We start from the raw sequence: 24,505 nt of genomic DNA on the forward strand, positions 1-24,505 counted from the left end.
GCGTCATGAACAAGGCAGTCCATCTGCTCGCGCTGGCGTGCCTGGTGCCATATTCAGGCTCGGCCGCCCTGCCCAGTGACAATTCCTGCTTCGAACGGCTTACGGCCTACGCCATTGAGCGTCCACGCATACCGGGCTCGTGGATGGAACGGCCACAGTTCGATGTATCGCGAGACGGCAAGCACCTGATTTATGTTGAGCGATCTGCGAACGTTGCCGACAATTCGATCACCGACAGATTGTGGACCATCGACCTGAAGGACGGTCTCAAACGACATTTCGTAAGCGTGCTCCAGACCGCCCGTGACGGAGCTAATTTGCGGTTGCCAAGCCCCTCGTTCGATCCAGATGGAACTCGCGTTGCAGTTCTGGGGGGGAAGGTCACGACTGGCGTTACAGTCTTCGATCTGTCGGATAATCGATCCCGAGCATTCAGCCTGGAAAATGCAGCCATTGCAGATCTGCGTTGGTCTCCAGATGGGAAATCATTGGCCGTACTGGTCACGACTGCCCAAGCCGGTCTGCGACGCACCGCCTTTCAACCATCACTGGATTGGGATGGCTCGAGCCGAAGCACGCCCCGTCAAAGTGTCGCGATCCTTGATTCATCAAACGGTGCCGTCGTCGACGAGGTGCCGACTGCCTATGATCTTGTCGGGCTTGATGCCGATTTTTCCTGGTCGCCCGATGGCCGGAAAATTGCGTTCAGCGCGCAGCTATCGGGAGCGGACAGGTCGAGCCCTGCCGGGCCGAACATCTATGTGTGGGATCTCGTCACTAGGGCGATCAAGGTTCTGTCTGACCGACCGGGACCCAATCTTGACCCGCGCTGGTCTCCTGACGGAAGAAGGATAGCCTATCTGACCTCGGAGCGCCGAGACCTGCTGAAAGGCGGCTTGCAACTGGTCGTTCAGAGTAGTTCCGGCCACGAGCAGGTGATCGTATCGAAGCCGGACGAGACGACAGGTTCCCCCTATCTTCCGACCTGGATCGACGCCGAACATCTTACCTATGTCGCGATGCGTCAGATGGAATGTCCGGTTTTCAAGGTCGATGCCATTCGGGGAACAGCGGCGCTCTTGGGGCGGCAGTCATTAAATTGCTTCGGCGGAAGCAAAATCGGGATTGGTGGTTCGCTGCTCATGACCCGGCATAGCCTCGAAAATCCCGGGGAAGTCATCACGACCGCCGGGAATTTATGGTCGCCAAAAGCGCTGAGCCTTCAGCCGGGCGGCCCGCGCCTTCCTTGGCGCGCTGAGGCGGTATCATGGCAAAGCAAGGACGGCGATTACCTGATAAGCGGCGTGCTTATCCGGGCAGTCGGTCGCCAAGCAGATCAGGCAATGCTTGTTTCCGTCCCAGGCGGGCCGGCCATGGTTACACCGGATAGCTATAATGATGACGCCCCCTTTCTTCCCTATGGCCCTCTTATGAACGGCTTTTCTATATTGATCCCGAACACGAGAGGGCGCGGCGGATATGGACGTGATTTTGAAGCCGCGATCCGCGACCGGAAGGATTATGTGGAAGGCCCGCTGGAGGACGTCCTGGGAGGGGTCGATTATGCGGCGAAAAGGCTCGGCACTCCTCGATCCAGAATGGCTTTAGCTGGCTTCAGCTATGGCGGAATCCTTACCGCTTATGCAGCCAGCAACGTGCATGCATTTCGAGCGACCATAGCAATGGAAGGCGTTGTCGATTTCTACAGCAGAGCGTTGCTGGAATATGGCGGACCAAACCAACAAGCAGCCTACGCCAACATGGGTTTTGGAAATCCCTATGACATTGGTGAGAAGGAACGACTTCTATCACAATCGCCCCTGCTTTCGATCGACGCCCTTCAAACCCCTGTACTCCTGGAATGCGGAGAGAACAGTCTGGGACCCACTGATTGTCTGAAGTTTTTCCGTACCGGCAACACCCGCGGTTCGGCGCCCGTCGAGCTTGCGATCTATCCAAGAACCGGCCATCAGATTCTTGAACCTGCGCTTCGGTTCGACAGCGCGAGACGGCAGCTGGAATGGCTTCGCAGATGGATTCCTGCATCACCATCTGACTCTGATGAAAAGGGTTGCTATGGGCTCCAGTGAGACACCCAGGCTTCGGTATCGATCAAGGACAACAGGCGCGCCTGATCCGCTCCCATGGTCGGTTGATCATTGGAGAGAGCCGAGACGATTTCATCGCAGTCGATGATCTTCTGGCGCGCTAGATGGCCGCTGGTCAGCCGCTCAAGAATCTCGGCTCGATGCAAGGTTATGATCTGGTTCGCGAACCCATCAGGACCGCCCTTAGATCGCCTCTCAAATATCCGATTGGGCAGGATGCGGCTGAAAGCGCGTCGAGCCAAAGCCCTATCTCTTCCTCCTTCAACCCAAGCCCAGGACGGCACGGCAAGGCACGTCTCAAGAACTGGCTGACTCATAAGCGGGTTGATCATCGCTGGATGCCGACGGTCATATCCCTCCAGACCCGATTGTATTCTCAAAATGGCGGCTATGTGCGCTGCCTTTCCCGGCAGGCGCGCGCGACCATCCGATAGCCAGGGATGCTTCACCGGTTTTGTGGCGAGGCGAGCCACCAGATCGGCATGCAAGAAGCGAGAATCAGGTCGCCATTGGTATCCTTTTCCTCGCTCGTGGATCGATCTGATCGTTGCTGCAGCAGCTTCGACAGGCGTGCAGCCCGTCAGTCGGCAGACGTCGCGCCCCGTCCGAAGGGCACCGATACCTATACCGCCAACGAGAAGTCTATCAGCGACGGGATTTGCGGATTGAGTATAGTAGAATATATTGTCGCCACCGTTTCCACTGAAAAACGCTTCAATGCGTCGCTCGCGAGCGACACGGTGTATCGCGCGATCATACGCCAAGGCGTGGCTTCGGCCAATCGGACGGGCAAGGTGGGCAACGCACGACGTGGCGAGATCTATGTCCGCCAGATCATACTGTATTTCGAGAATTTCTAGCCCAATCTCACGCCCAAGATACCTCGTAAAGAGCCTTTCATCGCCATCTGGATCGTCGGTAACGAGGGTAACACCCACAACTTCCGTTCGTCGAGCTGGGATACTGGCCGCGACGATGGATGAATCTAGTCCCCCAGAAACACCGATCAGGATTGAGGGATATTTCGAAGACCATGACGAAACCACGTTCTGGATAGTTCGTTGAAGGATTTCTGCCTGGTCGGAGATATCGGATACGAATCCCAACGGTGTATAATCCCAGGGAGACCACAACTCTTTAACGCTCATCGAAGCATCGCAAATGTTGCATGCAGTGCCAGGCAGCAGCTCAGCTAACCCCTTAAGTGGCGTCACGGGGCCTGGTAGCCCCCGCGTGTATAGATGGATCGCTAAGTCTTCCCACGATACTGCGGGTTTCCAAAGTCCAGTGGCGGCTATGATCTCGGGATCGGAGCCTATCACGCAGGAACCAGCAGCGCCCGAATGGTAGGCCGGCAGCCCGCCAGATGGATCGCGCATAACGTTGAAATCAGTTCCATCACTTAAGAGAGAACAGTAGGATCCCCAATAGTTCTCAAGGAGGGCGCGCTCGCCTCTAGCAGAGATCAGCTTCTGCTGATCCATTTTCATTTCGCCTATGGGTTCTGGTGGACCGTGGCGGTCGAAGAGTGTCCCGAGAATTACGCCACGATCTCCACCGAGGCGAATGCCGTAGCCGGGCGACACGAAAGCCCGGACTCCACATGCATCGAAGCATAATTCGAGCCGGAAGCGTTCCGCAGCTTTCTCGACCCGCCTCCGGTCGGGAATAGCCCGATCAATCAGAAATCGCGGAGCGCTCACAGCGCGCATATCGGGGTGTATATCCGCGTGATGTCGATTGAATCGCCAACAACGACCGAACCTTGCTGCACCCAACAGTGGGCGGTGAACGGGTTGATCCGCACACCGATCACTAGGGAGGGATTGTGGCCCGCACGCAAGCACCGTCTGATGATCGCAATCGCCCGCGGTAGGCAACGATCATGGCGGCCAAACACAAAATCGCTGACCTCGAAGGCCGCTGACACGGCAAGGTTCGAGGTCGGAATACACGCTGAACGTCGGTGGGCGAACCGCAAGCGCTCTTGCGCTATCAGGCGTCGAACGTCAGCGATGGCTCGGCGTGCCGCGATCCGCTTTGAGCGCAGCCGTTCGAAGAGGGCTGCAGCAATTTCGATTGCTGGTGCATCATGGATGGAAAGCCGACCAAGATCGCCATTCGGCTCGACGACAGAAGCGGGTGTCGTCAGTCCGCCTTTCCTTGCATTTTCGCCTTGAATTATCTCCAGGGATATCAGGTCGGCGATCAAGGCATCTTCGGAGATCTCGCAGCGCTTTCCGTTCGCTAAGATCAGGCGTTGAAATGCTCGATCGACATCCTCAGGAATGCAAAAATACCGGCTCGTATCCTCATCAAGAAAGATGGTCCGACCATCAACCGTGCAAAAGTGCAATCCAGGCTTGATGTGAAGGTCCATCGCTAACTTTCCATACAGAAGGGAACGTCCGCAGCGATCGAGCCAACGGACGTTCCGAGGCATCCTGGTCAGTCGGCGGAGAGACCGCCGAAGATCGGACGAAGCCCGTTCTGGTTGTCGTTGACCGACATGGCGCCGCCCTTGGTCTGCTGCATGACCCCGCCGAGATCGAGGCGCTTCACGTCACGCTTGTCGTTCTTCCGTTGCATGGTTCATTCCTCTTCAATTGCCGCACTGATTTGTGGCCAAAGGAGGATAAATTGATCTCTGAGCGATCTCCCGAAATATACCCCGACAAGATGGCTGGAAATCCACACGATTCCCTTTCCAAAGCACGACAAATTGTCCAAGATGCTGATTACACGAAGATTTTAGACAGGCTGACGGTCTTCCGCTCATCTGAAAGCGGACTTCTGCCGGTCAATTCTCCGCATATGATAAGCCTCAAGCCTGCGCCGCATGCTCTTTTGGAGATCCGTCACCGAAATATTTGTCAAAATTCTGACCTCTTTCGCGGCGTCGCGGAGATCTTGAATTTCGCCGATTCGGACATAATGGAGCCGTTCATTCAGGTTGCTGACAGACAAGACCGCAAACTCATTGCCCGTCGCCGATGCAAGGGAAAGAAATAGCGAACCCACCGCGTGCGAGATTGCTACGGGCGTCCGTTGCAGATTCTGCGGGGTCGCCTCTTCAATTGCTCGTTTCAACGCTGATAGTCTGACTTCGTGAACCAGACCCATGAGAAGGCTCATGTTCCACGCATATAGGTGGGCCAACCTTTCACCACTATACATAGGTAATCGAAGACCACCGTCGGGGTGCGGCTCTATCAATCCCTCGCCCATCAACCGACAGAGGGCTTCCCGCGCAGGCGTTTTGCTTGCGCGATATCGGTCTGCAATCTCTTGCACATCGAGCCGGCGCCCTGGGGAAAATACGCCCGCAGCGTAATCTTCTTTCAATGATCTGTAGAGCATTTCCTGAAGCGGCGGATCCATCGCTGACATCATAATCCAGCACCCGCAGGAATTGCCGCCACCTGCCAGGCCGGGGTGAGGGCGCGCGTGAGATGATCAAGGTTCCGCTGCGCGATCATCTCGATACACATCCGCTCAAGATCGCTGAGGTCGCCCATCGCGAGCTGTCGCGGAAAGCACATCCGTTGGCCCGCAAAAAGCAGCGGTATCAGGATATGACCCGTCGATAGTCCGAGCCTGTAGGCGCAGAGCAGATGGTCGTCGAGCCGCGAGCGGGGATTGCCGGCCTCGATCTCGCGAAGCCAGCGTACACCCATGCCAAGTTCTCTCGCCAGATCGCGTTGCGTCAGGCGAAGTCTCTTCCGTGCCTCTTCAATTTGCCGCCCGGACTGCACTTTGACGTACAGGATTGGACATTCGGCAACGGAAGTCGCTAAATCATGCGACATGTCCGCGTCTCCTTACGGGAGATACCGCCCGCCAAGGCAATTCGTTAAATTGAAAGCTAAGGTGTACTTACCACCACCGTCAAGACACAACCTCGGCCACTTTGTCGCTATTTATCCGGCAAGATCATCAACCTCCCGACTTGCCGGTGTTCGCGCTCCAGACTGCAATGCGCGATCGAAGGCGTTTATCAGGTCTGATTTACCTGCCTTGGGGATCTGCATCAGCGCCAGGAGATAAATTGTACCGAGATTGGGTTGGCGACCCTCGGGCGATGTCTTCTGTACCCGTTCGGTAATGCTTGTGGCGATATCCCAGAGCCGATTGGACGCTCCGACATGGTGCTCTTCGGCGCCACCTAGACAATCAAGCTCCTGGAGCTGCATTTGGTCGACGATTTCGGTGGTTGACAAGGTGCTGAGATGTTCGACCGCAACATGAAGGGTCGTTCCCCACGCAATCAGGGACCGGGTAACGCGAATCAGGTGGCAATGCGAGTCGATAAGAACGTCGAGCCCTGCCGGCGAAAGCCGGAGTTTGAAACTGCGTCTAGCTCGAGCCATCACTCCTTCTCCTGCCTTAGCTGTTGCATTGTCCCGCGCCGGCGAGCCGAACGGGAGCATTTTCACGACGAATGGAAGCAGAAACGGCATTATAGTGCCGCTTCTTTCCAAATTTGATCTTTTCAACGCATCGCGAGATCAACTCCTCACTTTCGTCGTTCCGATGCTTTGTTTCACCGCTTCGGCACTTCAGTGCCCTCCCTATTGCAGCGGCGATACCTGATCGTCATGCCCTGGGACGCACCGGATCGGTGGCCACTGCGGACTCAAGTCCCGGCCATCCACCCGGCCTAACCAAACCCCGAACCCGAGCGCCTCGCGGCGCCACGAGGAGACATGTGCCATGGACTTCCCATGCCCATTACCGGCGCTTGCGGCAGCCCTGCTGCTCTGCGCAAGCGCTGTACCGGCCAGCGCTCAAACCTATCGGCCCGATGCGGAGGCTTACCCTTGCACTCGCGGCCCCCAGCTCGCCGTCGTTCAAAGCGACCTTGGCTTTTCCATCCGCGAAAAGACCGCACGCTCTTTGCCGCCTGTCGCCCCTGCCGCAATCAAGATCGGCAGCGCGCTAACGCTCGACAGCCGACTTTTCGCGTGCACCTCCCTCGTTCGTCCGGAGCCCAACCATGTTCCGCAGCGCTAAGCTGATCTCGGCTGCCCTGCTCTGTGCAACGGCACCCGCCTACGCTCAGGATAGCGGTGCCGAGCCCCTCACGGCCGCGGCCGCAGAAGCTCAGCGTCAATTGCGCCAGACCTTCACCAACCTGACCTTCGAGGACTTTGGTTCGGCGCCTGTCAAAGGCCCAATATATCAGGCCGTTGCGGGTGGACGAGTCATCTATTTCGCGCCGGAGAGCCAGCATCTCCTCTTCGCAGCGATCTACGACAAGAATGGCGTCAATCTGACAGCGTTGGCGCAGGACACCAGCGCCAGGAAGCGCGTCGGCGCCATCAATCCTGCCGATGCGCTGGTCGTGGGCCCCGCAGGCGCCCCTAAGGTGATTGAGTTCACCGATCCCGACTGTCCCTATTGCCAGGCGCTCGAGCGCTTCTGGCTGGCGAAGGAGGCCGAAGGCAAGCCGGTCCAGCGCCTCGTCTATTTCGTGAGCGGCATCCACCCGCAAGCGGCGGCCAAGGCCGAGCACATCCTGTGCTCGCCTGACCCCCAGGCGACCTTCAAGGCGGTCTATGCCGGCGCGCAGCCCGCATCGCTGCTCAAATGCCGGGCAGGTGCCGAGAAGGTTTCACGCGACGCGGACACGGTCCGCAAGATGGGCGTGTCGGGCACGCCGACGCTTTTCGTCGATGGGAAGCTCGTGTCGGGGTTCCAGCAAGCAGAGCTCGAGGCCTTTCTCGACGCCGAGAGCCCCAAACCCAAGCCCAGCCCCTGACGGCGACAGTTGACGATTTTGGCGGACCTCGCGTGCGCGTTCAACGCGCCGCCGGGACCGAGATGCCGGCGGGAGCGCGCCTCCAGGGGCCGTCCAGCACTGCCGCCGGCCGGACACGACCACCGATCGGTACCGGCAAGCATGTCCTGGACGGCCCCACGCACAAGGAGACTGCATATGTTGACTATGCTTCGGGGAAGGACGTTCCGCACGATCGACGCGGCGGTCCTTTTCCTCCTGGCCGCGATCGCTGGTACGAGCGTCGCTTACGCGTTCCAGGCCCCTGCCGCAGGCGACCTCGGTTACGACATCTACGACATCGTCGTGAACCAGGGTGTAAAGGGTCCGCTCGGCTTCGTGGGCGGCGTTGCCGCCTTCCTGTTCGGTGTCTCGCGGCTCTTCTCGAACATCATGATCGGCATCCCGACGATCGTGGCGGCGGTCTGCCTCATCAAGGCGGATTCGATCCTCCAGACCTTCGGCATGTTGATCTGAGACCAGGACCGGGCGCGCCGGGCGGGCCGGCCGCCCTCACGAGACGGAAGGCGATGGTCGCCTTCCGGAACCCACGCCCAGCGGCGTGGTGAAGCAAGGGAGAAGGGCGTGGACGAACGTCTGCCACAGTTCCTGCATCGGCCGCTCCAGATCCTCTGGTTCGACAGTCAGGAGTTCATCGTCGTGATGTCCACGATCTTCGTCGCGGTCATCGTCGGCGGGATCATCGGCTGGGCTCTCATCGGCGCCCTTCTCCTCTTCATCCCCTGGAAGCGGACCAAGCCGCGCGGGTTCATCCCGCACCTGGCCTGGCGCTGGGGCCTCGCCCGCTTCCGCAACTATCCGGGTCCGACCCAGACCCGCTTTTTCGAGTAAGCGAGATGGCTTTTCCCTTCAGGCGCAAGCCCCAGGCCGATATGATCGGCGATACGCGGCCGAGCTGGCACCTGCACCGCTACCTGCAGGGATCGGCCAACCTCTTCGAGGAAAATCGACTTCTCAAGGTCGCGATCGCCGGCCTCTTCGGCATCACCGCGGTCCTGGGCACGGTCATCTACACCTCGAACCAGAACACACGAACGGTGATCGTCCCGTTCGGCGCGGACGGCGACCTCTATGTGACGGGCAACAAGCCCTCCGAGGCCTATCTCCGGGCGATCACCTTCAACATCGTCGGCCTTGCCGGCACCTATTCCGCCTATTCGGCTGACCGGCAGTTCCACGAGCTGCTGCGGATCGCGCATCCCAGCGCCTATAATGGCCTGCGCGACAGCCTGAACCGGCTGCTCGATGAGCTCGGCAACAATCCGACGCTCTCGATCGCAACCTATATCCGGGGCGACCAGCCCGTCACCTGGACGGGCAGCGAGATCCTTGTCCCCGTCGAGAAAGTCCGCGTGATCGGCGGCGTGATCCGCAAGTTCCGGGGCAATCTGCGCATTCGCTACGCGCTCGAGAATGGCCGTTTCTGGCTGACCGCCCTGCAGGAGGAGAATTTCAATGCCGATATCCGGTAATCGGGCGAGGCGTGTCCGCCTTGCCGGGGCACCCGCCTTTTTGATCTTGGCCGCGACAATCCCTGCCGCTTCGCCCGCCCTCGCCCAGTCGATCGCGGCTTTGCCCGACCAGACAAGCCGCATCCGGCTGTCCAACCGTGACGTCAATCATATCGTCTGCGTGGGCGGCGAAATCGAGGACGTCAAATTTTCGGCCGAAAAGGGCCTCGCCGTCGAGCGCGGCGGTTCGGACGCCTGGGTCAAGTTCCTCGTGCTCGAGACCGACGATATGGGGGCCAAGACGCGCACCTATGTGACGACCCCTTCCGAATTCTTCGTCTCGTGCAACGGCGCGATCTACCCGCTCTATGCCGAACCGGCCGATATTCCGGCACAAACGGTGACGCTGGTTCCCGGCGGCGCGCAGCGCGCCCGCGCCAATGACGCGCTCCTGGGACCGCTGGTCGAAGAGGAACGGGCGGTCGGGATTGCGCTGGCGATCCTGCAGGACCGGGTACCGGCCTCCTTCTCCGAAGTGGCGCCCTCGCGCGACCGGCTGATCCTCGCTGATCTTCCGACCGCCTCGCTGTCGGAACGACGCCGCCTCGAGGTTGAGGGTGCGGGCCTGTCGGTCAGCGAATATCTCGTCCGCGCTGTTGCTACCACCACGCTCGATGAGCGCGACTTTCTCGATACCGCGCTCGGAGCCGACATCTTCGCCATCACGATCGATCGCCTCACGCTGGGTCCAGGTGAGACTGCGCGGCTGATCGTCGTTCGCAGGAGCGTTCAGCCATGACGACGCCAGAGGACACTCCGCAGACGTCTCCGGCCGCGACGCCCCGTGCCGGTGGCGACGAAAGCCTCAACGATACGTCGCCCCGCCCCGCGTTGCTCGATCTGAGGGCGCAGTGGTCGAAACTTACCTCGGATCAGAAGCTGCGCACCAAGCAGTTGGGCGTGGTCTCGACGATCGCGCTGCTCGGCCTCGGCCTCTACACCGCCAGCTCTAGCGGAAAGAAGGAAGCGCCCAAGGCGCCCCAGGCCAGCAATCTTGATATGGGCGCAGGGCTTCGCGGCGATAGCCTCGAGGTGAAACTGCGCGGCGACCTCCAGAAGATCCTCGACGGACAGAGCTTGCTCGGCGACCGGGTCACCGCGATCGAGGAGGGCAAGGTCGTTCCCGGTGGCAGCGCTGGCGCTCACACGCCAGCAGCAGGCGATGGCGGTGATCTCCCGCCCGCGATCCCCGGCGAGGCGCCCGCCTATCCGCCCGTACCTCGCGAGGCAAAGGGCGCGGCGGACGAAATTCCAGCACCGCCGACCCCGCCTGCCGCGCCCCCGGCACCGCCTGCTCCGCCTACCGAGCGCCAGATCGGCGCGATCGGCGCGGCGACCGCCGCGCAAGGAGCGGAGGGAGGCGCGAGCGGCGGGGCTGCATCAAAAAAAGGGAAGCGGACGATCTATTTGCCACCTGGTTTCATGAAGGCGCGGCTGCTGACCGGCATCGACGCGCTGGCGAGCCGGGACGCGACCAGTAACCCCGAGCCGATCATCGCCCGGGTCCAGGCGCCCGCCGTGCTTCCGAACGAGGTGAAGGCCAATCTCGCCGGCTGCTTCGTCATCGGCAATGCGACCGGCAGCCTCGCCAAGGAGCGGGTCGAGATCCAGCTGGTTTCGATCTCCTGCGTGGACTTTGAGAGTCATGCAGTCGTCGATCAGGCGATCAAGGGTTTCTTCGTCGATGCCGACGGCAAGAAGGGCCTGTCCGGCAAGGTCGTGACCCGTGCCGGCGCGACGCTCGCCCGCTCGTTCATCGCCGGCACGATCGCCGGCATCTCACAGAGCGTCGAAGGATCGTTCGGCAGCCTGTCGACGTCAGCGCTGGGCAGCGTGCGGAGCCTCGATGCCGGCGACGCCGTGAAGACCGGCATTGCCGGAGGGCTGTCCAAATCGTCGGACAAGCTCACCGACTTCTATCTCGATCTGGCCCGCCAGGCCGGCCCCGTCGTCGAAGTCGGCGCGGCGAAGGACGTCGTGGTCGTCATCCAGGAGGGCCTCGCCCTCGAGATCAAGCCATCGGTCGGGAGCAAATTCTGATGCTCCCCGCGCCCCAGTCCATAGGAGTCTCCGCCATGCATCTGCTGGCCCATCAGTCTCTTCATCGCTCGCTGCTCTCGCTCAGCCTGCTGGTTGCCCTAGGCGGCTGCGCCACGGTCGGCTCGATGATGTCGCCCTATTCGGAGAAGTTCGACTGCAAGAACAGCGATCACGGTCAGTGCATCCATCCTGACCGCGCCTATGCCGACGCTGTGGCCGGCGTCGCGTCGAAGTCCGACCCCAAAGTCACCAACGACCGCGCCATGCTGCGCGGCCAGGATGCGGACCGAGCGGGCATGCGGTCACAGGCCGAGGCTGCCGGCACTGCCTATGGCAGCTACCGCGACAGCGTCTATCGCGAACTCAAGGGTCTGATCGAGGCGCCCGTCACGCCGATGCTGAAGCCGGCGCGCACGGTGCGCACGCTGATCCTGCCCTATGCAGATCGCCAGCGCCCCGACCGTCTCTATATGCCGCGCTATGTCTATTCGGTGACCGACAAGCCTGTCTGGGTGGTAGGCGGCGCCCTCATCGCCTCGCCCGACCGCGCATCCCAGGCGCCGATCCTCGGCCAGGTCCGCGATACCAACGCGCCGGACGGCGAGCCTGCACCGGCTCAGGAGTCCGTCATCGCTCCTTCTGCCCCGGCGCCTGTCTCCCAAACGAACGCCCCGCCCGCACCGGAGCCGAAGCCATGAGCGCGCTTAGCTATAAGCGGTTGCGCAGTGCCGTCCGGCGCGACAGCTTTTCAGATCATCTCCCGCTCGTCGCATGGGATGAGGATACGGAAGCATTCCTGTGCATCGACGACACCTGGGGTCATGCCTGGGAGCTGGTGCCGACCGCCTATATGTTCGCCCATGTCCAGGGCGCGCTGCAGGGCTTGCTCAATATCCATTTCCCCGACGGCACGGTCCTGCAGCTGCACACCTTCGCGGACCCGCTGATCGACGGCGCGCTGGATGCGTTTCTTGACCTCAAGATCCGCGACGATCCGCTCATTCAGGCATCCGCGCGCCATACCCGCGCCTATCTGAGCGAGGGACGTCATGGCCTCAAAGCGCTGCACGGCATCCCGGTCCGCAACTTCCGGACATTGCTGTCGATCAAGACAAGGCGCCCGCTCGGCGAGGATCTGCGCCGACAGGTCGAGGAGCAATTGTCGAAACTCGGCATCCGCAGATTGCCGCCCGAGGACATGGTCGCCTTCTATCGTCGAGTCTTCAACGGCGTCGCGAACCCGGCGCCAGGCGTGTTTGCCGATGGCACCACCGTCGGCGCGCCGCCGATCGCGAAACAGATCATCGATGCGGGACCCGATCTCGTGTTCGAGGGCGCGGAGGTGTTCCTCGGCAATCAGGTCGCGCGCTGCCTGACCCCCAAGGCGCCGGCGCGGCGGATCACCGCCGAACGGGCCAACCGCTTCATGGGCGGGATGCGCGGGGCGTCCGAGGACAGTGACCAGATCGGCGGACCGTTTCTCTACACGCTCAACATCCTGTTCGATCATTCGCAGTTCGAGATTCATAAGCGCGCGCAAATTCTGTCGGCGCAGAAGGCAGCCGGAAGCTTCGCGGTCGAGGTCGGCAAGCAGATCGAGGAGATCGGCTGGATCCTTGACGAGGCGGGCAACAGCAAGTTCGTCCGCGTCATTCCCACGATTTGGGTGTTCGGCAGGGACCGCGCCCATGCCCGCGATCTCGCCGCGCGCGCCAAGCGGCTGTGGGAGGGCGAACCCTTGCCCTTCTCGATGCAGGAGGAGAGCTATCTCAACCCGACGCTACTGGTGATGAGCCTGCCTTTCGGGCTTTACCCTGACCGAACGACGCTACGCCTGCTCGAGCGTGACTTTCGTATGCCGGTCAAGACTGCGGTGCTGATGGCGCCGATCCAGACGGATTTCCGCGGCGGCGGGCGACCGGCCCTGCTCTACACAGGGCGCAAGGGCCAGCTCGTCACGCTCGACCTCTTCGATCCGCGCATCAACAATTATAACTTCATCGTCTCGGCCGAGAGTGGGGCCGGCAAGAGCTTCCTGCTCAACAATCTGTGCCAGCAATATTTCGCCTGCGGCGCGCTGATCCGCATCATCGATATCGGCGGCAGCTACCGCAAGCTCTGTACCCTCTGTTCGGGCCGGTACATCGACATTGGCGAAGAGCATCTCGTCCTCAACCCCTTCGATATGGGATTGGCGCTCGACGGCGACGACAAGCAGTCGGCCATCACCATGGCTGTGGCGATCGTCGCCGAGATGGCGAATGCGGCCACCCGCAAGGGCGTCACGACATCGGAATGGAATCTGCTGAAGTCGGCCGTCCAGTGGACGATCGACACGGGTCGCGCCGACCATGGCATCGACGCGGTGCGCGAGTGGCTCGGTACTTATCCCTCGCAAGTGGAGACCGCGCTCGACAGCGTCGATCACCTCGTCCCCGTCGCGCGTGAGCTCGCCTTCAACTTGCGCGATTTCGGGTCGGGCGGCGCCTATGGCCATTATTTCAACGGCCCCTCGACGCTCGACATCCGCAACGATGAATTCGTCGTGCTGGAACTCGAGCGCCTGAAGTCGATGCCCGACTTGTTCAACGTCATCGTCATGGTGGTGGTGAACGCGGTCACGCAGGAACTCTATCTCTCCGCCCGCGACCGTCCGCGATTTGTGCTGTGCGACGAGGCCGCGCAATTCATGACGCGCACCGACGGGCAGGATCTCTCGCGCCTCGCCGAGGCGTTCGGCCAGGGCTATCGCCGCGCGCGCAAATATCGGGGCTCGTTCGGTATCGTGCTCCAGTCGATGAACGACCTCACGCTGTTTGGCGGAACGGGCCAGGTCATCCTCGAAAATGCCGCGACCCGCTTCCTGTTGCAGGGCTCGACCTACGACCGGGCCGTCGACAACAAGATCCTCGATTATTCGGGCTTCGTCCTCGACCTTTTAAAGTCGGTTCGCAACTCGAAGCCCAATTATTCCGAGGTGTTCATCGACTCGCCGCTCGGGCTCGGCATCGCCCGGCTCGTGGTCGATCCCTTCTCCTACTGGATCAACACGAGCGCGCCCGACGAAGTGGCGGCGTTCGAGGCGTTGATGCGCCAGGGGCTGTCGCCACTCGAGGCGGTCTGCCGCCTGGCCGGCGTCGATCCATCCGAAATCCTGGGCGCGCCGACCGTGCCCGGCCTGGTGGAGGGCTGACCGTCATGGCCCGCTATACCCCGCACCCCGACCAGCTGCCGCTCAACTGGTCCGACAATGAGGCCATCGAGCTGATCGTCGAGCAGCGGCTCGCCGAGCGGTTCGAGGCGGAGTCCTTTCAGTGGCGCTTCCGGCTCGTGATGATCGAGACCGTGATGATGGGCCTGCTGGTGCTGGTGGCCGGGCTCCTTCTCAAGCAACCGACCATGATGGTGCTTCGCGCCTCGCTGCTCGTCGCGGCGTCCTGCATGGCGACGGGCCTGCTGTTGCTCAGTCTGTCGGCCGGCACCGCTAAGCTGATGAGCCGCCTTCGCCGGAGACGCGGCAAATGAATGGGCTTACCTCTTCCACGCCCTCGCAGGCGGCGATCCGTCTAACGGTCAGCGGCTTCCTGCTGATGCAGATCCAGAGCGCGCTGCTGCTGATGTCGCCATCGCTCGACCGTGAGTCCGGCATGCTGATCTGGATCCTCACGCCAATTGCCGTCTCAGCCTTCGTCGCCGCCCTGATCGGCATCCCCGAGCCGCCTGAAGGACATTGGAGACAGCGTCATGGCCGATAACCTGCTCCGCCGGCTTCGCCCTGGCCCGATCCTTGTTGCCTTTCTCGCCTGCAACGCCCTGGCCGCAGCCAGTGCGCTGGCGCTCACCGGGCCGGTGGCGGGCGGCACACGCAGCACCATCGGGCGCACCTGGCCAATCGCGGAGCCGGATGCGCTTGCCGAGATCGAGGGCAAGGTCGCGACGCTGCCGGGCGATATGAGCACAGCCTTTGGCCCGCGTGACAAGTGGACCGCGCTTAAGGCTGCTCCGCTGGGAGTAGCGGGCGCCGATCGGGTGCGCAGCGTCGTGCCCTTCTACACTCTCGAATTCGATATCACGCTGCCGGACGGGAAGACGCTCTACCCCAAGGGCTTTACCTTCAATCCGCTGACCTATGTGACGCTGCCACAGCGCCTCGTCGTCGTGCACCCCCGCGACCTGGGCTGGGCGCTGCGCAATGCCCGGGCCAGCGATTTCATCCTGCTCTCGGCGCTTGGGTCACAGAATGGCGACGCGATCGACCTCTCTGAAAAGACCGGGCGTCCGATCTACATCCTGGAGGAACGGGTCAAGCAGAGGTTCGGACTGACGGTGGCGCCGGTCATCGTCGAGCAGTCGGGCACGCGGCTCATGCTCACCGAATATGGTCCGAAGAGCCGGGTGACCGTGGTCGCGGCGAAAGGAGCGACGCGATGATTGGGCGCCTCCCCATCTTCGTCACTGGCCTCCTCATCGGGCTTGCGATGACGCTGGCCTGGCCGAGCCCGGCGCGCGCCTCCAAATGCGAGGCGGGCACCGTCTTCAACCCCATCACCAAGGTGCGCTGGACCTGCATCTTTCCGATCACGGTCGGAGGCATTCGGGTCGGAAGCTTCGACAAGCTCGACAAGGCGCTCGACGCGCAGTCCGCGTCCAAGCCGCTCTGTGCCTGCCGCAAGGGCATCCAGTTCTGGTTCGGCGTCAAGGTCTCCTACTGGTCGCCGAACCGGATGGTCGATGTCGTGACCGAACCCGGCTGCATGATGGCTCTGGGCGCCGATCTCCTGCCGACCGGCGGCAAGCTCCAGGGCAGCCAGTCGTCGATCTCGGACGGCACCAACACCCGCAAGATGTTCGCGCAAATGCATTATTACATCTCGCCGGTCTGGGCGATGCTTGACATGTTCACAGACCTGCCCTGCCTCGAGAATGACGGCTTCGACGTGGCCATGATGACCGAGGTGCTGCCCACCTGGCAGTCGGGGACGCTGGGCGCGATCATCCAGCCCGAGGGCATCCTGTTCGGCAATCCCGCCGCCGGGCTTGCCTGCATGGGCGACAGCGCGGCGGCGGCGGCCGGGAAGGTCATCGACCCGCTGTTTTGGTGCATGGGGAGCTGGGGCGCGACCTATCCGATCGCCGGCGACATCCATTTCGACGACAGCGTCGAGGCATGGGCGGGGCTTGCCGCGCGCGGTGTGTTCATGATGGGCCGTCTCGGCGCGCTCACGATCAGTTCGGCCGATGGCTGCTCGTTCGTGCCGCAGCCAGTGTGGACCAAGAGCCGCTACAAGCTCCAGATCATGGAGCCCGTGAAGGGCGGCAAGTGCGTCAATATCGGCCGTCCGGGATCGCTCTGGTCCTCGGCCAAGCATGCGCCTGGCAAGGACAATGCCCAGTTCATGCTCTTCGAAAAGGTGATCTGCTGCGCCGGGATACCGGTGCCATGAGCCGATCATTTTCCCCCGTTCCCGCACGCGCCAGCCATCCATTCCGGAGGTCTGTTCGCCAAGGCCCCTACGGCCGAGGGCTGCCGTGCGGGACAGGAGCGGCGCCGCCAAGCCCCCCTGGCGGCGTCGCTCCACCCCCGGCCAGCGCGGCCGCAATGTCCCGTCGGCAGAAAAGGCGTATCCTCTCCGCCTGCTCCGTCGTCGCGGTCGCGCTGGCCATTCCCTTCGCCACATCCGCCTCGGCACAAACGATGGAAGACCGTGCGCGCACCGCAGCGCAAGCGTCGCGTACAAAGACCAGCGACAGCGAGGCGCTCCAGCAGAATTATGTGACGCCGGGGCTTGCGGGTCAGTCGATCTCCACGGTCGACAACAGCCGCACCTTCGCGCCCAACATCGCCTGCCAGAAAACCGCGACGATGCTGGAGGTGCTGGTCCAACCCTCGGGGACCGGCGACCTGGGCTCGGTCACGATCGCGCGCGACACCGATCTCGACGGTACGGTCGACAGCACGTCAAAGCTTCCCGTCCCCGTGTCGGGCATCTGCGCCAATGGTGTGGTCTCCTGCCAGCCGGGCAGCTGGAACGGGTGCAGCTTCTTCCGCTGGGACGTGGACGCAGCCAACGCGCTCAAGCTGACGGCGGTCGATATGCCCAAGCTCGCCGGCTGCTACTGCATCAACAATAGCTGCGGCGCCAATCTTGCCTGGGGCAATATGCCCTCGGTCCTGCGCGATCTGGGCGGCGGGATGATCGGCGCACTCACGACCGCTGACCCACGCTATGGCGTCGCCGAAGCCGTGATCGATGGTCCGGCGATCCGATATGTGGGCGCGCAATCGACCGCATGCTCGTCCAACCCCGCTTTGCCCCAGACCGCCTACCGGTCCAATCCCGCGACCATCGCCTCCGACGCTTATGCCGCCTCGACCGGCAATAGCGTGTTCCAGGCGCTCAAGGGTTCGGCGATCGGCACCGGCACATCCCTGCAATATCGGCATTGCACGATCGAGCGGCGGGCGACCGTGCTCAAGCCCGGCGCGGAGGACATTATCAGCCGGACCGCCGGCGGCTATTCGACGATCCAGAACGGATCGTCCTTCGATTTCCTGATGGGGTCCCCGGCGGACAACAGTCTGGCTGGCGGGAGCTGCACGCTCATCGATTTCCGGATGACACTGCATGTGAGCGAGCCGGACCGGATCGTCGATGCACGCCTCACACAGTTCTTCGCCGATGACTGGGCGCAGGTACGCATCGACGGGCAGCTTGTCGGTTCGGGCCCTTCCGCCTGGACCACCCTTGGCCTCCCGCCCTCCAAATGCGAGCTCAAGAAGACCTTCTATGCCTATCCCAATCTCGACCTGAAGCCCTGGCTCACCGCCGGCGATCACGAGATCTGGTTGCGCGTCGCGGTCGCGGAAGGCGGCGAGGGTTTCGCGCAGGTCCATGTCGATGTCGACAATAGCTGCAAGACGCTGGAGCAGCTGGTCGACGGATGCGGGACGATCGCCGCCGATCCGCAATGCAAACTCGACAGCGAATTGGTCGATGGCGTCCAGACCTGGATCAACGGCGTCGCGACGGGCCTGAAGCCCCTGCCCCAGACCCGTATCCTGGGCGGCCCCGCCTGCCCGACCGATCTCACCCGCGACTTCTTTCTGAAAGACCGCACCTATCGCTGTTCGGTCGATGACATCGCCAAACCCGATACGAGCCGCGGCACCTATATCATCGACCATTCGACCGAGACGATGCTCGCCGACCGCGCCCGGCAGAGCGATGGCAGTTTCGCGACCTCGACCCGCGCCTTCAGCCTGCCAGACAGGGGTTCCGTTCCGGCCTGCGAGGCCGTCTGCAAGACGCGCGCGCCCAAAGCAAACAACGCGGCTGCGCCGGATGGAGTCGTCGGCGCCAAACAGAATGTGCCAACCGGCTACGACACCTTCTTCCACGCCTGCACGTCCGACAATCAGTGCCCCGCAGGTCCGGGTGAGGAAGTGGTCTCCGCCTGTGGATGCCTTGACGACTTTCCCGAGGCGGTCGTGATGATGCAGACCGTCCGCCTCGCCGGCGCCGACCTCGTCTGCACGGGGAGCGTGCAATGATCGGCCTGCCCAGCAAGAGAAGCCGGCCCCTCGATCCGCGCGGAGCTGCGCTCGCGATAGCGCTTTGCCTGGGCGCGAGCATCGCCTTCCCGAGCGCCGCCAGTGCGCAGCAGATCTGCGCCGCCGATCTCAACAATAATGGCGATGCTGCCGACGAAGGCGAGCAGGCTAGCTGCCTCGCCACGACAAGCGGCGCGTGGCTCTGCCCGATCCAGCAGGTCGACTGCGTGGCCGACGCCGCCGGACAATATAGCTGCCCGGCCGGACCGCAATTTGCCTGCATGGTGAAAAGCACAGGCGGCCCGCCGGCTTGCTCGCCCAATCAGTGCGCGGACCTCGCGACCAACCCGATCGTCAACGAACCGCCGATGGACGATCCGGGCAGCCAGCCCAATGGGGGCATCGATGCCGACGGCAATTGTATGGGCCAGATCGAGATTTTCTCCGGGCGTGGCGTGCGCTGCCGCCCGGCCGGGCTTTCGACCACCTTTTCCAATTGCTGCAAGGACAAGGGCAAGATCGTCAAGGACGGCATGGGCTCGTCGATTGGTTCGATCGGCACCAAGATCGCCGTCGCCAAAGGCGTGTTCACGGGCATGAAGGCGGCCTATGTCGCCTTCAAGGCGGGCGCGACCGCGAGCCAGGCGGCCAGCGCCGGTGCGAACGCGCTGATCGTTGGGCTCGACCCAACCTCGCTCGCGGTCAGCCTCGCGATCAATTTCATGATCGAGTTCCTTTTCTCCGGCTGTGATCAGCAGGATATGGAAACCGCCATGCTGCGGTCGTCGGGCATGTGTCACGAAATCGGTAGCTACTGTACGTCCAGCTTCCTGGGGATCTGCCTCCAGAAGGCGCGCGGCCATTGCTGCTTCAACACAAAGCTCGGCCGCATCATCCAGGAACAGGGCCGTCCCCAGCTTAAGGCCTTCAACGGCAATCTTTGGGGCACGGCCAAGAAGCCGATGTGCCGTGGGTTCACGCCTGAGGAGTTCCAGGCGCTAGATTTCAGCAAGATCGATCTCTCCGAATATTATGCGGACATCGAGGCCCGCGCCCAATCCGACATCCAGATAGACATGGGGGAGCGCGTCAATGCGTATCTCAAAGCCATCAATCCGTAACGCCGCTCTCCTCGTGGCTGCAGGCGCCGCAACCGCCGCGCTGGCACAGGATGCCACGCCCGTTGCCCCTCGCGGCGATGCCAGGGGATCCACCGCCGAGCAGGGCCAAAAAGCCATGGATCGGCTCGAGGGCATCGTCACGCGAGAGAAGGAGGCTGCGGGACACACGCCTGACCCGAGGCTGCCGCCGACTGACGATCCGGCTGTCCGTCGGCGCGCATTCGAAGGCCTGCGAGGCCGGACGCCTATGCCGGAGATGGAAGCACGCGCTCGCGCCGCCCAGGCGCGCGGCGAGGCGAGCCTTGCCGCCGAGCGAGAGCGACAGGCCAAAGCGCTCCGTCAGGCGCTGGGGCTCGAGCCCGCCGAGGAACAGGCGCTCGCCAAGGCCGCGCCGGCCGTTGCCGCCAGGGGCTGGGTGCCGGTCCTGTTCGTGTCTTCCTCCATGCCGATCTCGACACTGCGCAACTACGCCGCTCAGTTGGCGAAGGTTCACGGCGTCATGGCGTTCCGCGGCGTACCCGGGGGGCTCCGGAAAATGGGCCCGATGGCGAAGCTGACCGCGCAGATCCTCAGGCTCGATCCCGGCTGCGAAGGTCCGAACTGCGTGATGCGCGATGTGCAGCTGATCATCGATCCGATCGTGTTTCGCCAACATGGCATCGCCCAGGTCCCCGCACTCGCGATGATCCCGGGCGATCCGACCCAGGCCTATTGCGAGCGCGACGACGACAGTCCCCGCGCCAGCCATGTCGTGTTCGGCGACAGCGCTCTTTCCGGAATGCTCGAAGAATATGCCCGCCTCGGCGGAAAAGAGGAGGTCAGCCATGCTCAGGCTCTTCTGGTTGCTCGCTAGGTGGACGGCCGGCTTATGGCCACGCCTGCGGCGTCTTCCCCGCAAGGCCGCGGTCGCGCTCGGCGCTCCCGGCCCGGATCAGCCTGCGCGCCCCGACCGCCTATGGCGCGCGATGCTGGTCGTGTTGCCGCTCGCCCTCTGCGCAGCGCTGGTGATGCCGCAAGTGACCCTGGTCATGACCCCGTCGATCGAGGCCTTTGCCGTGCGCAAGAGCCCGGGGCCGATCCTGCGCGGCGACTATGTGATGTTCACCCTGCATCACCCGATCGCCGGGCCGAAGCCAGTCTCCGTTACCAAGCATGCGCTGTGCCTCCCCGGTGATCGGCTCACCATGTTCGAAACGCCCTCACCGCTGACCCAAAACGGCTGGGACGGCCATTATTATTGCAACGGCCAGTTGCTCGGCGTCAGCCTGCCCCAAGCCCATAACGGGCTGAAGCTTGACCATATGAAGTGGAGCGGCCTCATCCCCGCCGGGATGGCCTATGTCGGCTCGACGCACCCGCGCGGGTTCGACAGCCGCTATTTCGGGCTGCTGCCGATCGCAAACCTTACCAGGATGGAGCGCATCCTGTGAGCGCGCGGCGGCTGATCGTCGCGGCAGCGACATCTATCGTTCTTGCCTCGATGCCGGCGAACGCCCAGACAGAAGGGCAGGCTCAAGGACAGCGCCAAGGCTATTGGTGGTATGAAGCGCCCCGGCCAAAGCCTGAGGAAAGAGCCGAGCCGGACGGATTGGTCAAACCCGTCATACCACCGATGGCGGAACTGGCTACCTGGACCCCGCCGAAGATCCGCAAGCTCATCGAAGAGCAGCGCGATTATGCCGCGACCGTGCTGACGGTCGATGCCGTCGCCGATTTTTGGCGGCTTCAGGACTTCGCGCGGCGCAAGGCGCGCGCGTTCGCCGGCGTGACGCAGATCGCAATGCTGCAACATCCCGAGCTCAACTCGAAGTCCGCAAACCCCATGGTCGGCGATGCCCGCTCGGAGCTTGGCGCGCAGAAGGACGCCATCCGTCGGTCCTACCTGCGCGCCCATGCGGGCGAGTTCGCGCTCGTCATGTTCTCGCGTTCGACCTGCGGCTATTGCCGCGTCCAGTGGCCGATCATCCAGCGTTTCCAGGAAGAGATGGGCTGGCAGGTCACGCTCATGGATGTCGACAAGCGGCCGGATGTCAGCCAGCGGTTCGGGGTAGAGATCACGCCCACGACGATGATCATTCGCCGTGGAAGCCAGCAGCGCATGGTCATTGCGTCCGGCGTGGAGGCTTATCCCAATCTCGCGCAGATGGCGTATCAGGCGGTGCGCCTGCTGCGCGGCGATATCCGGCCCGAACAGTTCATGACGGGTCCGGGCGAGGATGCCGGCTTCTTCGACGCGCTCGGCAACGGCCCGGTCTCCGCCACCGACCCCCGCGCACTCGGCGGCGATCTTGTCGACGCCTCGACCGGACAGAAGCCGTGATGCGCGCGCTCATCCTCCTCGGCATCCCAGGCCTGGTGATCGGCATGGAGTCTGCGTCCGCACAGACCGTGACGCCCGATGACGCGATGCGGGCCGCGATCCATCCGGTTGGCGATGCAAAGACGATGCAGGCATGGCTGTCACGAGTGCCCGTAACGCGCGACTTCCCGGACGATTTCACCGCGACGCTGCGCGGCCACGGGGCCGCGTTCGTGATCGAGATGACCACGGCGCCCGGATGCGTGCCCTGCGGCGATCTCTGGAGCAAGCTGACGGCCCTCGGCACGCGCTATGGCTGGCAGGTTCGCACGATTGGCGCCCAGGAGGCGATGATCCGGTCGGGGCGCCTTGGTCTCCCCTGGGTCGGACATCCGGTCGCCTGGGTGCGGCCGATCGCGGACGACATCCGCGTCGTGCCGGTGGCGATTGGCACCGACCACGCGCCCAACCTCGCGCGCAATCTCTATCTTGCCGCAAAGATGCTGACGGGCGTGAGACCCGCGGTCGGCGTCCGCGCCATGTCCAAATTCACCGGCATCGTGGGGCTGCCGGCGACCCGCAACGGAAGGCACTGAGCAATGGCGGCCTCAGTCCTTCCGCCCCCAACCCAGATTGTCCGGAGTCCGCCATGTTCGGTCGGTATCGCACCGCTGCGCGCGCGCTGATCGCGCTTGTCCTTGCCACATTCGTCTCGACCGCGCCTGCCCATGCGCAGAGCTGGGCGGAAAGCTGGTTCGACAATGTCACCTATACCTCTCCCGGTTCGTTCGAGGACCAGACGCGCGGCTATGTGACGGCCGGCGGCATGTCGGGCCGTGTCGACGTCCATAATGATTATCTCATGTCCGTCAGCCTGCCAAAGGTGAAAGCCGGCTGCGGCGGTATCGACATGTTCCTGGGCGGCATGTCATTCCTTGATCCCGACTATCTGGTCCAGAAGCTCGAGAGCATTCTGCAGGCCGCGCCTGCGGTGGCGTTCCAGTATCTGCTCGAAACGCTGGACGAGAAGATGGGCAACATCATCTCGAAGATGGAAGCAGCGACCAATTTCCTGAACTCGATCCAGGTCAATGATTGCCGGCTCGCCAATCGCATGGTGCAGATAGCCAAGGGCGACGACAACATGTCGGGTATCATCGAGGAGATGACCGGCTATCGCTCGGTCAAGCAGGGCTTCGCCAAGAGCTATCAGCAGAGCCGCGAGAAGATCGAGGCGAACAACAACAACCCCACCGAGGATCTGAAGGACGCGCTCGCCAACTGCCCAGCGGAGGTGACCGACATCTTCCGTACCGGCTCGCTGTTGTCCCATGCCGCCTCGCGCGTCGGCGCTGGCGACTGGGCAAGCGTCATGCGGGCCCGGGTCGGTGACGTCTATATGCGCTGGGACGATGGCGACCGGGTACCGCTGTTCACAGCCATTCCCCAATGTCCCGCGCAGGATACGGAAAGCGCGCAGGACTTCCTGACCGGCCGGGTCCAACGCAGGACGCTCAATTTCCCGCCGACGGGTGCGGATTGCGCACAGGACGGCTCGGGACGGGGTGCCCTCGTGCTCGCCCGCGAGCGCATGCAGTCGATCGCCACCAAGATCCGCACGCGGGCGGCGCTCTCGGCCGAGGAACGACAGTTCGTCGCCAACGTCCGAACGCTGCCGGTCTACCGGATGCTCGAATGGGGCGTGCGCCAGGGCGTCGTCGATTCCGTGATTGCAGATACCGACGAACTGGTCGCGCTCACCCTCGCCTACCAGATGCTCAATGACCTGACCCGCACGATCGATTTCACCGTGACCAATGCCGAGCGCGGCGCGACCGTCGCGGGATCGGCAGACGGCAACAACAAGAATGTCTGTCAGACGCGCATCCTGTCCAAGGGGATCGAGCAGCTGCGTGACCTGAGAGACGAAGTGCTGCGCCAACGCGCGCAGATGCGCCAAAGCTACATGGCAGCTCTCAATCAGGCCAACCTCTCCACCAATTATGCCGGACTCCTGCGGGAGCGCGACCGCGACGCGCGCGATGCCGCCGGCGCCGCTGCCCGCAATCAATAG

Annotated in this window: 26 protein-coding genes; 20 read left to right on the forward strand and 6 right to left on the reverse strand. The window is 62.8% G+C overall.

From position 1 onward, the window contains the following. Nucleotides 1–5: 5 nt before the first annotated feature. A complete protein-coding gene (locus EH199_RS16915) occupies nt 6–2,090 on the forward strand; it encodes a prolyl oligopeptidase family serine peptidase (protein ID WP_124810434.1) in 2,085 nt (694 codons plus the stop codon). On the opposite strand, the gene EH199_RS16920 is transcribed toward EH199_RS16915, so the two are convergent. The 6 genes from EH199_RS16920 to EH199_RS16940 all read right to left on the reverse strand — a co-directional run bounded on the left by EH199_RS16920 (nt 2,075) and on the right by EH199_RS16940 (nt 6,568). Beyond that, a complete protein-coding gene (locus tag EH199_RS16920; RefSeq protein WP_171905894.1) occupies nt 2,075–3,694 on the reverse strand; it encodes an asparagine synthetase B family protein in 1,620 nt (539 codons plus the stop codon). The genes EH199_RS16915 and EH199_RS16920 overlap by 16 nt on opposite strands. A gap of 113 nt (nt 3,695–3,807) precedes the next feature. Beyond that, on the reverse strand, nt 3,808–4,488 hold the full coding sequence (locus tag EH199_RS16925; protein WP_070157101.1) for a lasso peptide biosynthesis B2 protein: 681 nt from the start codon (nt 4,486–4,488) through the stop codon (nt 3,808–3,810). A 68-nt stretch (nt 4,489–4,556) separates the two neighbouring features. Continuing rightward, the gene (locus EH199_RS24450) at nt 4,557–4,697 is read right to left on the reverse strand and encodes a hypothetical protein (RefSeq protein ID WP_171905893.1); all 141 of its coding nucleotides are present in this window, start codon (nt 4,695–4,697) and stop codon (nt 4,557–4,559) included. A 186-nt stretch (nt 4,698–4,883) separates the two neighbouring features. Continuing rightward, nucleotides 4,884–5,489, reverse strand: coding sequence for a GntR family transcriptional regulator (locus tag EH199_RS16930; RefSeq protein WP_190287314.1), 606 nt, complete (start codon nt 5,487–5,489; stop codon nt 4,884–4,886). An 8-nt stretch (nt 5,490–5,497) separates the two neighbouring features. Then, on the reverse strand, nt 5,498–5,917 hold the full coding sequence (locus EH199_RS16935) for a helix-turn-helix domain-containing protein (RefSeq protein ID WP_070157099.1): 420 nt from the start codon (nt 5,915–5,917) through the stop codon (nt 5,498–5,500). Between the two features lie 111 nt (nt 5,918–6,028). Beyond that, nucleotides 6,029–6,568, reverse strand: coding sequence for a hypothetical protein (locus tag EH199_RS16940; protein ID WP_070157098.1), 540 nt, complete (start codon nt 6,566–6,568; stop codon nt 6,029–6,031). A gap of 536 nt (nt 6,569–7,104) precedes the next feature. Between EH199_RS16940 and EH199_RS16945 the strand changes: the two genes are divergently transcribed. From EH199_RS16945 to EH199_RS17035, 19 genes are all read left to right on the forward strand, one after another. Then, nucleotides 7,105–7,869: a DsbC family protein gene (locus EH199_RS16945; RefSeq protein ID WP_070157097.1), complete on the forward strand. Its 765-nt coding sequence runs from the start codon at nt 7,105–7,107 to the stop codon at nt 7,867–7,869. 177 nt (nt 7,870–8,046) lie between these two features. After that, the gene (locus EH199_RS16950; RefSeq protein ID WP_070157096.1) at nt 8,047–8,364 is read left to right on the forward strand and encodes a hypothetical protein; all 318 of its coding nucleotides are present in this window, start codon (nt 8,047–8,049) and stop codon (nt 8,362–8,364) included. Nucleotides 8,365–8,472: 108 nt separating this feature from the next. Continuing rightward, on the forward strand, nt 8,473–8,739 hold the full coding sequence (locus EH199_RS16955) for a type IV conjugative transfer system protein TraL (RefSeq protein WP_070157095.1): 267 nt from the start codon (nt 8,473–8,475) through the stop codon (nt 8,737–8,739). A 5-nt stretch (nt 8,740–8,744) separates the two neighbouring features. Beyond that, nucleotides 8,745–9,380 (forward strand): TraE/TraK family type IV conjugative transfer system protein, encoded by a 636-nt coding sequence (locus tag EH199_RS16960; RefSeq protein ID WP_070157094.1) that lies wholly within the window; start codon nt 8,745–8,747, stop codon nt 9,378–9,380. Between the two features lie 46 nt (nt 9,381–9,426). Beyond that, the gene (locus EH199_RS16965; RefSeq protein ID WP_199857378.1) at nt 9,427–10,158 is read left to right on the forward strand and encodes a type-F conjugative transfer system secretin TraK; all 732 of its coding nucleotides are present in this window, start codon (nt 9,427–9,429) and stop codon (nt 10,156–10,158) included. Then, nucleotides 10,155–11,459 carry a TraB/VirB10 family protein gene (locus EH199_RS16970; RefSeq protein WP_070157092.1) on the forward strand — a complete coding sequence of 435 codons (1,305 nt, stop codon included), beginning with the start codon at nt 10,155–10,157 and terminating at the stop codon, nt 11,457–11,459. The genes EH199_RS16965 and EH199_RS16970 overlap by 4 nt, the downstream gene beginning before the upstream one ends. Before the next feature lie 35 nt (nt 11,460–11,494). Continuing rightward, entirely contained in the window at nt 11,495–12,157 is a 663-nt protein-coding gene (locus EH199_RS16975; RefSeq protein WP_070157091.1) for a TraV family lipoprotein, read from the forward strand. Then, nucleotides 12,154–14,652, forward strand: a complete 2,499-nt coding sequence (locus EH199_RS16980) for a TraC family protein (protein ID WP_124810435.1) — start codon at nt 12,154–12,156, stop codon at nt 14,650–14,652. The genes EH199_RS16975 and EH199_RS16980 overlap by 4 nt, the downstream gene beginning before the upstream one ends. A gap of 5 nt (nt 14,653–14,657) precedes the next feature. Then, complete coding sequence (locus EH199_RS16985) at nt 14,658–14,984, forward strand: hypothetical protein (protein WP_070157089.1); 327 nt, start codon at nt 14,658–14,660, stop codon at nt 14,982–14,984. After that, nucleotides 14,981–15,214, forward strand: coding sequence for a hypothetical protein (locus EH199_RS16990; RefSeq protein WP_124810436.1), 234 nt, complete (start codon nt 14,981–14,983; stop codon nt 15,212–15,214). The genes EH199_RS16985 and EH199_RS16990 overlap by 4 nt, the downstream gene beginning before the upstream one ends. After that, nucleotides 15,204–15,890, forward strand: a complete 687-nt coding sequence (locus EH199_RS16995) for a conjugal transfer protein TraW (RefSeq protein WP_070157087.1) — start codon at nt 15,204–15,206, stop codon at nt 15,888–15,890. The genes EH199_RS16990 and EH199_RS16995 overlap by 11 nt, the downstream gene beginning before the upstream one ends. Continuing rightward, on the forward strand, nt 15,887–16,903 hold the full coding sequence (locus tag EH199_RS17000) for a TraU family protein (RefSeq protein ID WP_070157086.1): 1,017 nt from the start codon (nt 15,887–15,889) through the stop codon (nt 16,901–16,903). Before EH199_RS16995 ends, EH199_RS17000 begins: the two co-directional genes overlap by 4 nt. A 251-nt stretch (nt 16,904–17,154) precedes the next feature. Further along, entirely contained in the window at nt 17,155–19,011 is a 1,857-nt protein-coding gene (locus EH199_RS17005; RefSeq protein ID WP_070157085.1) for a hypothetical protein, read from the forward strand. After that, nucleotides 19,008–20,132 (forward strand): conjugal transfer protein TraN, encoded by a 1,125-nt coding sequence (gene traN / locus EH199_RS17010; protein ID WP_070157084.1) that lies wholly within the window; start codon nt 19,008–19,010, stop codon nt 20,130–20,132. The genes EH199_RS17005 and traN overlap by 4 nt, the downstream gene beginning before the upstream one ends. Beyond that, a complete protein-coding gene (locus tag EH199_RS17015; protein ID WP_124810437.1) occupies nt 20,104–20,985 on the forward strand; it encodes a type-F conjugative transfer system pilin assembly protein TrbC in 882 nt (293 codons plus the stop codon). The genes traN and EH199_RS17015 overlap by 29 nt, the downstream gene beginning before the upstream one ends. Beyond that, nucleotides 20,957–21,562, forward strand: coding sequence for a S26 family signal peptidase (locus EH199_RS17020; RefSeq protein ID WP_070156731.1), 606 nt, complete (start codon nt 20,957–20,959; stop codon nt 21,560–21,562). Before EH199_RS17015 ends, EH199_RS17020 begins: the two co-directional genes overlap by 29 nt. Before the next feature lie 50 nt (nt 21,563–21,612). Beyond that, a complete protein-coding gene (locus EH199_RS17025) occupies nt 21,613–22,452 on the forward strand; it encodes a conjugal transfer protein TraF (protein WP_070156742.1) in 840 nt (279 codons plus the stop codon). After that, nucleotides 22,452–23,027, forward strand: a complete 576-nt coding sequence (locus EH199_RS17030) for a hypothetical protein (protein ID WP_124810438.1) — start codon at nt 22,452–22,454, stop codon at nt 23,025–23,027. Before EH199_RS17025 ends, EH199_RS17030 begins: the two co-directional genes overlap by 1 nt. Before the next feature lie 53 nt (nt 23,028–23,080). Then, complete coding sequence (locus tag EH199_RS17035) at nt 23,081–24,505, forward strand: conjugal transfer protein TraH (RefSeq protein WP_070156729.1); 1,425 nt, start codon at nt 23,081–23,083, stop codon at nt 24,503–24,505.

The sequence above is a fragment of the Novosphingobium sp. LASN5T genome, assembly GCF_003856955.1.
In the GTDB taxonomy this organism is placed as follows: Bacteria; Pseudomonadota; Alphaproteobacteria; order Sphingomonadales; family Sphingomonadaceae; genus Novosphingobium.